General features: G+C 67.5%; 13 protein-coding genes and 1 pseudogene. 5 read left to right on the top strand and 9 right to left on the bottom strand.

What is annotated here, in order from left to right:
- A pseudogene (locus CCN72_RS22860) lies at nucleotides 1–223 on the top strand (MDMPI N domain containing protein); the annotation flags it as partial.
- 61 nt (nucleotides 224–284) lie between these two features.
- Here the strand turns inward: CCN72_RS22860 and CCN72_RS22855 are convergent.
- The gene (locus CCN72_RS22855; protein WP_086809136.1) at nucleotides 285–464 is read right to left on the bottom strand and encodes a DUF397 domain-containing protein; all 180 of its coding nucleotides are present in this window, start codon (nucleotides 462–464) and stop codon (nucleotides 285–287) included.
- A 2-nt stretch (nucleotides 465–466) separates the two neighbouring features.
- Nucleotides 467–1306 carry a helix-turn-helix domain-containing protein gene (locus CCN72_RS22850; RefSeq protein ID WP_167408709.1) on the bottom strand — a complete coding sequence of 280 codons (840 nt, stop codon included), beginning with the start codon at nucleotides 1304–1306 and terminating at the stop codon, nucleotides 467–469.
- Nucleotides 1307–1522: 216 nt separating this feature from the next.
- Between CCN72_RS22850 and CCN72_RS22845 the strand changes: the two genes are divergently transcribed.
- Together CCN72_RS22845 and CCN72_RS22840 are read left to right on the top strand one after the other, a co-directional pair.
- On the top strand, nucleotides 1523–1939 hold the full coding sequence (locus tag CCN72_RS22845; protein ID WP_086809135.1) for an ATP-binding protein: 417 nt from the start codon (nucleotides 1523–1525) through the stop codon (nucleotides 1937–1939).
- Nucleotides 1920–2216 (top strand): hypothetical protein, encoded by a 297-nt coding sequence (locus tag CCN72_RS22840; RefSeq protein WP_086809134.1) that lies wholly within the window; start codon nucleotides 1920–1922, stop codon nucleotides 2214–2216. Before CCN72_RS22845 ends, CCN72_RS22840 begins: the two co-directional genes overlap by 20 nt.
- Nucleotides 2217–2238: 22 nt before the next feature.
- On the opposite strand, the gene CCN72_RS22835 is transcribed toward CCN72_RS22840, so the two are convergent.
- From CCN72_RS22835 to CCN72_RS41425, 6 genes are all read right to left on the bottom strand, one after another.
- The gene (locus CCN72_RS22835; protein ID WP_086809133.1) at nucleotides 2239–3090 is read right to left on the bottom strand and encodes a helix-turn-helix domain-containing protein; all 852 of its coding nucleotides are present in this window, start codon (nucleotides 3088–3090) and stop codon (nucleotides 2239–2241) included.
- Nucleotides 3091–3112: 22 nt separating this feature from the next.
- Nucleotides 3113–3646, bottom strand: a complete 534-nt coding sequence (locus CCN72_RS22830) for a DUF6879 family protein (protein ID WP_086809132.1) — start codon at nucleotides 3644–3646, stop codon at nucleotides 3113–3115.
- Between the two features lie 77 nt (nucleotides 3647–3723).
- Nucleotides 3724–4545 carry a hypothetical protein gene (locus CCN72_RS22825; RefSeq protein ID WP_232986083.1) on the bottom strand — a complete coding sequence of 274 codons (822 nt, stop codon included), beginning with the start codon at nucleotides 4543–4545 and terminating at the stop codon, nucleotides 3724–3726.
- Between the two features lie 16 nt (nucleotides 4546–4561).
- Nucleotides 4562–5455, bottom strand: coding sequence for an aldo/keto reductase (locus CCN72_RS22820; RefSeq protein WP_086809130.1), 894 nt, complete (start codon nucleotides 5453–5455; stop codon nucleotides 4562–4564).
- Nucleotides 5452–6636, bottom strand: coding sequence for a cupin domain-containing protein (locus CCN72_RS22815; protein ID WP_086809129.1), 1185 nt, complete (start codon nucleotides 6634–6636; stop codon nucleotides 5452–5454). Before CCN72_RS22815 ends, CCN72_RS22820 begins: the two co-directional genes overlap by 4 nt.
- A gap of 19 nt (nucleotides 6637–6655) precedes the next feature.
- The gene (locus CCN72_RS41425; RefSeq protein WP_279630268.1) at nucleotides 6656–6787 is read right to left on the bottom strand and encodes a hypothetical protein; all 132 of its coding nucleotides are present in this window, start codon (nucleotides 6785–6787) and stop codon (nucleotides 6656–6658) included.
- A 299-nt stretch (nucleotides 6788–7086) separates the two neighbouring features.
- Between CCN72_RS41425 and CCN72_RS22810 the strand changes: the two genes are divergently transcribed.
- Together CCN72_RS22810 and CCN72_RS22805 are read left to right on the top strand one after the other, a co-directional pair.
- Entirely contained in the window at nucleotides 7087–8394 is a 1308-nt protein-coding gene (locus tag CCN72_RS22810) for a helix-turn-helix domain-containing protein (RefSeq protein ID WP_086809128.1), read from the top strand.
- Nucleotides 8391–9200, top strand: a complete 810-nt coding sequence (locus CCN72_RS22805; protein WP_086809127.1) for a class I SAM-dependent methyltransferase — start codon at nucleotides 8391–8393, stop codon at nucleotides 9198–9200. Before CCN72_RS22810 ends, CCN72_RS22805 begins: the two co-directional genes overlap by 4 nt.
- Before the next feature lie 343 nt (nucleotides 9201–9543).
- Here the strand turns inward: CCN72_RS22805 and CCN72_RS22795 are convergent.
- Nucleotides 9544–10206 (bottom strand): class I adenylate-forming enzyme family protein (locus tag CCN72_RS22795; RefSeq protein ID WP_143664169.1); only part of this gene is annotated, 663 nt, incomplete at its 5' end.

Raw genomic sequence — 10206 nt, 5'->3', positions numbered from 1 at the left:
GATCGAGGGCCCCGCCGGCGGCAACTGGCTGATCCCCCTCGACTCCCCGTCCGCCACCCCCTCCACCGACTGGGAGGTCGCCCACGTCGCCCTGGACTCCGTCGAGTTCTGCCACCTGGCCGCGGGCCACCTCCTCCCGGAGGAAGCGGCGGCGGGCCAACTCGGCGACAAGGAGGCGATCAGGGATGTGCTGTATGCGACGGCGTCGTTGAGCAGGATGTGACACAGGAAAGGGCGCCCGGCGGAGTACGTGCCGCGGGGCGCCCTTCGCTGTTCTGCGCGTCCTACGAGAACTGGCGGAGGAAGTCCATCCAGGTCTCGTGGGAGAAGGTGAGGAGGGGCCCATTGTCCTGCTTGCTGTCCCGGACGGCCCGGCCGACGGGGGCCGTGTCGGCGACCTCGACGCAATCGCCGTGCTGACCTGAGTACGACGACTTCCAGAAGGGGCCCTCTACCTCGGTCACGATCAGTCTTCCTTGATGCTCCGCAGTATGTCCCGGATGAGCTTCATGCTCGCCTCCGGCGCCAGTGCTGCCGATCGTAGTACGTCGAACATGTTGCCGTAAGCGGCGAGATCCTCCGGGGCTTCCAGAACGGACGTCCCCCGAAGATTCTCGATAGCCACGGCATCCACCGTGGGTTCGGAATCGAAGCTGAAGGAAGAGAAGCCGGCGGTGGTGACCGCAAGCGCACCCGCGCCGAACGGGAGAACCTGCACGGTCACGTTCTTGCGCTTCGCCGCCTCAAGGATCGCGGTCAGTTGCTCCCGGTGGATGTCGACACTCACCAAGGGCTGCGCCACCACCACTTCCCAGAGGATGGCGGCATACGTCGCGCCGCCTTCCTCGATCTTCGCCTGCCGACCTTCTCGAACTTCGACCAGCCGACTGATCTCATCGGGAGCGATGTAGTCAGGCCCTTCCGTGATGACCGCCCGTGCGTAGGAAGGGGTTTGCAGCAGGCCGGGAACAAGCGCGGGCTGCCACTGGCGGATATAGGTCGCGTCGTCCTCCAACGCGATGTGGTCGACGTAGTCGGGCCGCAGATGTTCGGCGTGCTCAAGCCACCAGCCACGGTTCTTCGAGTGCTTGGCCAACTCCTCAAGCTTCGCGCGCACATCGGCATCCGTGATGCCGTAGGCGTCGAGCAGCAGTCGCACCTCGATCACGCGGGGCGTGGCCTGACCGGACTCGATGCGACTGATCCGTGCCTGGCTTGACGCGATGATCTCAGCTGCTTGCGGCTGATCCAGCTTCGCGGCCTGTCGGTACTGCCTGAGTGCTGCACCGAGACGCCTGCTGCGCACCGTCGGCCGTCCACCTGTGGGCAATGGGGCCTCCCCTCTCCGTCGGAAACCATCCCACACAAGGTGACAACTCAGAGAGTGCATCACGCGATTGAGGGACATCAATGCATGTATTCATCGATTCTCATTGCAGAGATGCTGAATCCAGCGCTAGCTTCTCGACCGGCGCCACATCGACGCCTGTCTTGACGCAACGTCAGGAGGTACGGCATCCCCATGCCCGCAACCACGACCTTCAGGATCTCCAAGCACAGACGGCACGTGTCAATGGCCCGCCAGCTCACCGCCAAAGCGCTGGCAGACTGGGGCATCGCTGGCGAACTGTCGGACGTAGTAGTCCTGTTGGTGAGTGAACTCGTCACCAACGCGGTGCGGCACTGCCGGGTCTCCTACGCCCTGGTCGAGGTCACGCTCACCCTCCAGGAACAAGACCTGCGGCTGGAGGTCTCGGACCCGGACCGCGACCGGCTCCCCCAGCTCCGCGACTCCGCGCCGGACGAGGAGGGCGGACACGGACTCGCGCTCGTGGACGCGCTGGCCGAGACGTGGGGCTACCGGCAGGGGCCGTACACCAAGTGCGTGTGGGCCACGTTCACGCTCGCGGAGAACGCCGTTGTTCCGTCGGCTTTATGACGCACTCGCGCGCCCGTTCACCAGGTCCCGCCGTCGTGACACCAAGGCGGCGGACCTGGAGATCGCGCGGGAGGTCCGGACCCCGGACCCGTACGTATGGCCCCTGCCGAACCCGTACGACGCCCGCTGGCGCCGCTGGGCCAAACGAAGCCTCGCGGCCAACCACCGTCTGCCGATCCTGTCCGACGAGGCGTGCTGGCAGAGCACCGCGCATCCCTACCGACCCCATTGGGAAACCGCGGACGACGTGGTGCGGCCGTACGTGCTCAAGCACTGAGGGCGTACGACCGGCACCGGCGTCAGCCCAGCGCGTCGATCGCCTTCACGATCAGGGCACGTGCCTCGGCGCCGTACACGGCCATGCTTCGGAGCTGCTCGAACGCCTTCACGTAGAGCGTGATCTCGGAGGGCTGGGTGATGTTCACCTCGGCGGAGACCAGTTCGACGGACACAAGGGTGTCGTCGTGCACATCGAATGTCTCCTTCGGCCACATCACGCGCTCACGGGTGGCTGTCGGAATGACGCCGAACGACACCTGCGGGAGCGCGCCGGCGGTGAGGAGATAGCCGAGCTGGGCGGCCATCGCCTCGGCGTCGCCGAGTTGGTAGTAGAGAACCGCTTCCTCAATGAGGAACACGTACCGGTGGCCGGGCTCATGGATCACCTGTGACCGGCGCACACGTGCCGCGGCAGCCTCCACGGCGTCGTCGGGCACTTCACGGAAGCGGGCGTCGATGCTCAGCAGGGCCTGTGCGTACCCCTCGGTCTGGAGCAGCCCGGGGACAAGGACCGGGGAGTACACACGCAGCAACTCGGTTGACCGGTACAGCTCGACGTAGCTGTCCTGAAGCCTGGCCAGCCCCGCACGCACCCGCTGTTGCCACTCGCGGTACAGGGACTCCGCGTGCTGTGAGGCGGCGATCAGATCGGCCGTCTGGTCTGTGGCGCCGCTCGCACGACACCACAGGCGGATATCGGTCGGCGAGGGAGGCGTGCGGGCGTTTTCGATGCGCGACGTCTTGGCGTGGTGCCAACCGCACTCGTTGGCCAGCTCGGTGACCGTCAGGCCTGCGCTCCTCCTCAGGTCACGCAGTCGCCGCGCCACGTTCTGGCGGGCGGCTTGCGCGGAGGAGGATGGAGACGTGGTCATGAACTGGCCAACGACACTTCTGTCAGTGGATCTCGTAGATCTCGTGGGGGACGGCGCGTTCCCAGACTGCCTCGAAGGCGTCCGAACACTGCTTGACGATACCCGGCTCGGTACGCAACTCCAATGGCGGGTCGGCCCATTCGCCCACGCCGGTGAAGTGATTGAAGAGGACCTGCGTCCCGTCGAAGATCCACAGATCTGCGCCCGGCAGCATCAGATCGACCGCGCGCGGGCGCGGCAACCACCGGACCTGCTCTCCGGCCGTGACATTGATGACCGTGGCCGCGTGCTCGTAGCGGATGTAGTCGGTGACCGGCTCGGAGACGACGCGTGCACGTCGTACGACCACGCCCCGGGCGACTGCACGGGAGATCAGGTCCACCCAGGGCGACCAGTACTCCGAGGCGGGGTCAAGGTCCCTGTGGCCCGTGTCGAGCCACGCGTTGAAGTCGTCGGCCTCGTCGCCGACCGCGTACTGGTCACGCATTTCGAGGTGGACCGCCGAGTGCTGGACGGCCTCCATCAGTTCGTCAAAGCTGGGCACGTTCTGCGGCATCGCAGGCCTTCCTCGGTGCCGGCACCAGGTGGGCCGGAATCCGAATCATGGTCTCGTGGTTGGGTCAGAGGCGCTGATCAGGCAGTTGGATGGGTGGGGGACGGGGCCGGGGGACGGATCCCCGTCAGATACTCCGCGCGTCGGCGCAGGAGCGGGGCCAGCTCGACGTACCAGCCACGGCCCACGGCCTGAAGCATTTCGGCGAGGGCGATCTGTTCGCCGATCCGGCCGACGGGGGTGTCGAGGACGTGGGCGAACTCGGCACGGATACGGTCGGCGACGGCGGGGACGCGGAGGCTGTTCACGTAGAGCATCGCGGGGTCGTAACCGACGGGGACGGCGCCCCAGCGCTCCCAGTCCAGGATGACGAGGGGGGCGTGGGTGAGGTTGGCCCACTGAAGGTCGGCGTGCCCGGTGATGCGTTCGGTGATGGCCGGGGCGGGGATCCCCAGGAACTCGGGGAAGACCCGGTCGGCCCAGGACTGGCGGATGGTCTCGCGGGGCGGTTCGGCGGTGCTGAGGGCGTCCAGACTCTCCCGCAGAGTCGTCCACCAAGAGTCCGGCAGGCCCGGATCCGCGGTGAGGTCGGGTGTTTCCGGGGAGATGACGGGATGGGCGATGTAGTCGATCAGCTCAGCTTCGAAGACGTACTCGCCGTCGCTCCAGCGGTACAGGTCGTGCAGGTGCGGGCGGGACACCTTGTCGGACACCCGTTCCTCGGCGAGGGCGATCCCCTCGTTCCGGGTAGTGGGGGTCTTGGCTGCCTCGCCGCAGTGGACGCGGAGCCAGTGACCGCCTGCGGTGCGGCTGCCGATGGTCCGGCCGAGCCATCCCCAGGCCGGTGTCCCCATCGTCGTGGTGGACAGCCGGGTAGCGGCATGGGCCAGGGCGTCCTCCATGCGTGCCCTTGTGGTCTCATCCTTGGGCGAGTACATCGGTGACCTTCCTGAGGTGTCCCGGATCGAGCGGGGCGGCAACGGCAGCCTTGGCGGCGGCCCAATGGGCGGCGGTGCCAGCAGACAGCAGTACCACGTCCAGGCTCGGGCAGGAGGCCGCAGCGAGGAGGCAGGCAGTGCCTGGCGAGGCCCCCGGGCGGATGAGCTCGGAGAGTTCAGGCGTGATGAGGCGAGGCAGTTCGCCACCGTGCAGAGGTGCGGACCCGAAAGTGATCAGGCCCGCCGCACGAGCCAGGACGAGGGGGCCTCGCCCATCGAGGGCGAGGACGATCGGCCTTGCCACGACGAGGCTGACCGGCTGTTGGACGGCCCGCAGGTGATGTTCACCCGAACCAGCGGCCTCGATGGCCAGCCCCAGGAGTTCGGACACGGAGAAGGCGTCATGCATGAACCCTGACCAGGTGGCCACACCGTACCCGCCGATGCTGCCGGCGCAGGCGAACTCCTCCAGGACCACGAACACCTCACGAAGCACCGCATGAAGCTCTGCGGGACGGAGGCCGACGCGCTCCGGATTGTGGACGAACACGAGGTCGATCCGGCCGAGAGCGGCCAAAGACCTTTCCGTCTGCCAGCGGACGAAGCCGGGGTCGAGGCTGTGCCCGGTCCGGACCTGGGCAGTGGTGAGGAGCCCGGCTCGGAGAGCAGCTCCGCCTTCATCCGGGGTGAAGAAGCCCGTCTTCGTCGCCACCATGGCGCGCGGGTGGTCGGCGATGGCGGGGCCGAGCGCCTGGTGGGCACCGCCGTAGTTGGGGGCGGTGTCGATCCACACGAGCCCGTCGGCACACGCGGTGCGGGCCGCCTCTTCGACGGCGCGCACCCGGTACGTCCCCAGCCCGAGGGAAGCGGTCACGAGGAGCCCCCGACCACGGCGACAACCTGACCGGCAACCAGCGCGGAAACGACCTGCGCCACCTGCACGAGGGTGAGATCGGACTCGGCGGCCAGGCCCGCGAGGGTTGTCGGCGATCCACCAGAGAGAAGGCGGAGGACCGGGGCGACGGGGAGGGCGAAGGTCCACTCCTTCCCTGCCCCGGCGAAGGTGACGGTCTGGCCGTCCTGGTCGATCCGGGCACGCGGCGCAGTGGTCTGCACGATGATGCCCGGTTCGGCGGGAACGGCGGTGAGGTGGGGCAGAGACAGCCGCGGGTACCCGGGGTGCGTCGCATCAAGGGACTCTTCCCAGCGGTTCAGAACAGCAGAATCGTCCAGGGCGGTCAGCACCTCCTGCCGTACGGCAGCCAGGTAGTCAGCCCGCACCTCCGGAGTGCCGAAACGCGGCACGTCGGCCCGGACGGTCACGCTCGCCCGGAGGTCGTCGCACAGCCAGCCCAGGAACTCGGCGCCGGTCTGAGTGGCGAGTCCGAAGGTGAGGTGTAGAGAGGCGGTGCCTTGGTCGGCGCTCACGGCGTGCCACCAGCCGCGTGGCAGGTAGAGCAGGTCGCCGGGCGTCAGGAGGATGTCCGCGAGCGGGTCGCCCGCCGGGGCCTCCGGGGCTTGGACGTCTCGCCAGGCGGGAGCCAGCCGGGTGGGACCGTAGATCTTCCACCGCTTGGAGCCTTCGAGCTGGAGTACCACCACATCGTGGTCATCCCAGTGAGTGCCGAAGCCTTCCTCGGCGGTCCACGAGGCGTACACGTTGACCTGCACGGGGGTGCGGAAGAACCGTTCGAGGCCGGCCGCGGCTTCCCGGACGGGCGGGTGGATCTGGTCGATCGCGTCGATGACCAAGGATGCGCCTTCGGCAAGCCGGGCATGGAACTCGGCAGGCTCCGGCTGGTACCAGGACACCCCGCGACGGTTCGTACGGAGGATCGAGTATGCCGTTGCGGGAACGGCTTCCCCGACGCGGGAAAGCCGCATCCGAGGCGGTTCGAGCCGGTGAGTGGCCACGATCTCGTTGAGGTCGTCCCAGGTCAGCAGCGAGAGGCGGACGTTGCCGTTGGAGCGGATCACTTTGTGGGCCCGGAAGCACGTCTGGGCGAGGAACGTGTCCCCGCCCAGACGCTCGGCCCACGATGCGGAATCAATCACCGTGGGTCTCCTCGGTCGATCAGGTGTCGTTCATGTCCGACTTGCCGCCGGTGTTGTCCGAGGACTCTTCGGCGCGCGAGCGGGCCGAGGCGATGCGGCGGACACCGATCAACAGGCCACTGGTCTGCTCGGTGGGAGCGTTCTCGTTCATCCGTACTCCTTCCTGATCTCGATGGGTCCCGCCGGGGTCCCGGAGGGAAACCTGGGTGTCAGCTCCCAGGGGGCGCGCGGGCGGCCGCGTTCCAAGCTGGACACAGCGGGCCGCAGGTGGGATGTTGCGGACGGCCCTACGGCCCGCTGCAAGGAGGAGACTGCCTCCCGGGCGGCTGAGACCAGTCAACTCCACTGGCCAGAAGCCCAACAGGGCATCCCTCTAGGCACGTTGTAGGCACTCGGAAGGCAGATCGCGGCTACGCTTTTCGGCGCCCGACTCGACCAGCGGACGGCGGGATGATGGCGAACGAAGCTCTTCGCAGACACAGAAACGCTCGGCGGTGGACTCAGACCCAGGTCGCGGAACGTGTGTGCGCTCAGGTCCAGGCAGCCACCGGGCGCGATCCGGAGCTCGATGCGAATTGGGTCTCCCGCCTTGAGCGAGGAGCCATCACGTGGCCTTCCGGCGACTACAGGGCAGCCCTGTGCGCGGTGTTCCAGGTCGTCAGCGAAGCTGAGCTGGGCCTCTATCCGAAGGGGTCCGCCGTACCGGAAGAAAGACCGACCGCAGAAGCTCCGTCAGATGATGTCCGATCCCTGGCCGCCGATACAGAGCTGTCTACCCGACTGGCTCGGCACGCGGCGGAGACCAACGTCAATGCGCTCGTACTGGAGCAGTTCGACGCTGACGTCGAACGACTTGCCCGGGACTTCGTCAGCCGGCCTCTGACTCTTCTGATCCCGGAGATCCGCATGGCTCGGGGTGCAGTGTTCCGGTTACTGGAGGGTCGCCAGCACCCTAGCCAGACCCGTCACCTTTACGTGGTGGCGGGGTGGTTATCCGGTCTCGCGGCGCATGTGTCGCTGGACCTGGGGGACCGCACCGACGCAGCTACTCATGCCCGCACCGTGGTGCAGTGCGCGGAGATCTCGGAGCACTCACAACTACGTGCATGGGCACGGTCGTTCCAGTCATTGGTCGCCTACTGGGCGGGGGACTATCGGCGGGCAGGGGATCTTGCGCAGGCCGGGCATAGCGAGGGTCGAGGACCCGGCACGGGAACGATCAAGGCCCGGCTGCTGAGCTTGGAGGCCCGTGCCCGTGCAGCTGAAGGGGACAATCGAAGCGCGCTGCGGGTACTCGCACTGGCCAATGAGGCGCGGGTCGCTGGGGGGCCCGACGAGTTGCCAGGGATCTTCTCATTTCCCGAAGCCAAGCAGTGGGCCTACGCCGGTACCACCCTGTTGGCCGTCGGGGGCGCCGAGCAGACCCGGCACGCCATAAGCGCTTCCAAGCGCGCCGTGGAGCTGTACCACACCGGGCCAGAAGACGACCGCTCCCCGGGCGATCTACAAGCCGCCCACCTGGACATGGCCACGGCCTACCTTGCGAGCGGCGAGGTGGAGAGAGCCGGTGCGAAGCTCTCGGAGGTGTTCACCGCCGAGGGATTCACGGCGAGCATCACCATCAGGCTCCGCAATCTGGCCGCGCTTCTCGGAAGCGAGCCGTACCGTGGCGCACAGTCGGCAGTCGATCTCCGCACGCACATTTACGAGGTGACCGTCCGGCCCGCCCTCGCCAGTAACCCCACGGAGCCCCGATGACCGACCGGCCCACGCGTGATCATCTGGCCACTGACCGCAACCTTCTTTCCACCAAGGCGTACAGCACGGGTCAGCATCTGGCCGCCCGTCAGTCCCTCTATCGGTTTCAGACCCCGCGCCACGACCTTCCGGGCATCGTCGTCAACGAACTAGCCGGGATACGTGGCGTAGTCGCGGACGTGGGTTGCGGTAACGGGAAGTTCGTTGCCCGGGTGCGTGAGGCCCGTCCTGACCTGTCCGTGCTTCCCCTGGATGTCTCTCACGGCATCCTCGGCGCCATCCCGGGAGCCGTCGTCGCGGACGTCCAGCAGCTCCCCATCGCCGATGGAGCCCTCGGCGCGGTCCTTGCGCTGCACATGATGTACCACGTCCAGGATCAGTACCAGGCCGTGCGGGAGCTGGGCCGCGTACTGGCACCCGGCGGTACAGCGATCGTCTCCACGAACAGTCAGACCGACAAGCGGGAACTGGAGCACCTCTGGCGCCAGGCCGCGGGCGATGTGCTGGGCATCCAGGAGGGACCGGCCCGAGTGCAGCTGTCCGCGCGGTTCACCCTGGAAGACGCACCAGGGATTCTCGGTACGGTCTTCGGCGAGATCCGCACGATCCACCTCCCCGGTGTGATCGAGGTGACCGACGCTGAACCGGTCGTCGCGCACTTGGCCTCGTACGAAGCCTGGGCGGACAAGATGGGCGTTCCGTTCCGGGAGACGATCGAGCGCGCGCGGGAGCGGGTCAACGAGATCATTCAGGCAGAGGGCGCCTTCCGTATCAGATGTCTTGGCGGCATGCTCGTCTGCCGATGAGCCTTGCTGCCCCGTAGGCAACCCGCAAACTCCGGCCCGGCCGAGGGTGGAGAGCGCCGCTTCTGAACGCCGTGGTGAGAGGGATGGGCATGTCGAGTACCGAGGGCGCGCGACTGTTCCGGGAAGCCTGGATCGCCGGAGTTCGACGGTACTTTCCCGGTGAGCCGAAGGCCGGATACGTCATGCCGTGGGAGGACACCGCGCAGTGGGAGCGGGAGGCCGCAAGGCCGACGCGGATGTGTTTGAAGCCTTCGAGAAGTCGGTGATGTGACCGCCGAGCGCTCTTCGGTCGAAGACCCCCTGGTGGCCTTGACCCGGAGCTGTTGCAGATCGGCACCCTGACTTACGACGGTCCGAACCGCTCCCGCAGCTTGTACTTGAGTACCTTCCGCAGCGTCTCGTTACGTGGCAGCTCCGCCACCACCTCCAGTCGTTCGGGAAGCTTGTGCGTGGCCAAGCCGTGTGTGCGGAGGAACGACACGACCTCCGGCAAGGTCAACTCCGCCGCGCCCGGGCGCCGTTCCAGCACCGCGCACACCAACTCCCCCCGCTCCGCGTCCGGCAGACCTATCACCGCCGCGTCCCCCACCCCCGGATGCCCGTGCAGCAGGTCCTCGATCTCCTTCGCGGAGATGTTCTCGCCCTTGCGGATGATCACGTCCTTGGCGCGGCCGGTGAGGATGAGGTGGCCGGTGGGGGTGAGGTGGCCGAGGTCGCCGGTGGGGAGGTAGCCGTCGGCGGTGAAGGGGGAGGCGCCGAGGTAGCCGTGGCAGACGGCCTCGCCGCGCAGGTGGATCTCGCCGTTCACGATGCGGATGTCCATGCCCGCGGGTGGGCGGCCCTCCGTCGTGGCCAGGTTGGCGGGGGTGTCCGTCGGGTCGCCCATGGTGATCATCGGGGCCTCGGTCATGCCGTAGCCGTGGGTGAGCTGGACGCCCAGTTCGCGGACCACCTGGTGGTACAGCTCGGGCGGCTTGGGGGCGCCGCCGCCCGCGAGGAGGCGGAG

The organism is Streptomyces murinus (assembly GCF_002154555.1).
In the GTDB taxonomy this organism is placed as follows: Bacteria; Actinomycetota; Actinomycetes; order Streptomycetales; family Streptomycetaceae; genus Streptomyces; species Streptomyces murinus.
This window is presented reverse-complemented; position numbering and strand designations above follow the sequence as displayed.

What these genes read in the sequence shown, in the direction of transcription:
- CCN72_RS22845 (WP_086809135.1), top strand. Translation starts at nt 1,523, where the DNA reads ATGCCCGCAACCACGACCTTCAGGATCTCCAAGCACAGACGGCACGTG.
- CCN72_RS22835 (WP_086809133.1), bottom strand. Translation starts at nt 3,090, where the DNA reads ATGACCACGTCTCCATCCTCCTCCGCGCAAGCCGCCCGCCAGAACGTG.
- CCN72_RS22830 (WP_086809132.1), bottom strand. Translation starts at nt 3,646, where the DNA reads ATGCCGCAGAACGTGCCCAGCTTTGACGAACTGATGGAGGCCGTCCAG.
- CCN72_RS22825 (WP_232986083.1), bottom strand. Translation starts at nt 4,545, where the DNA reads ATGGAGGACGCCCTGGCCCATGCCGCTACCCGGCTGTCCACCACGACG.
- CCN72_RS41425 (WP_279630268.1), bottom strand. Translation starts at nt 6,787, where the DNA reads ATGAACGAGAACGCTCCCACCGAGCAGACCAGTGGCCTGTTGATCGGT.
- CCN72_RS22810 (WP_086809128.1), top strand. Translation starts at nt 7,087, where the DNA reads ATGATGGCGAACGAAGCTCTTCGCAGACACAGAAACGCTCGGCGGTGG.
- CCN72_RS22805 (WP_086809127.1), top strand. Translation starts at nt 8,391, where the DNA reads ATGACCGACCGGCCCACGCGTGATCATCTGGCCACTGACCGCAACCTT.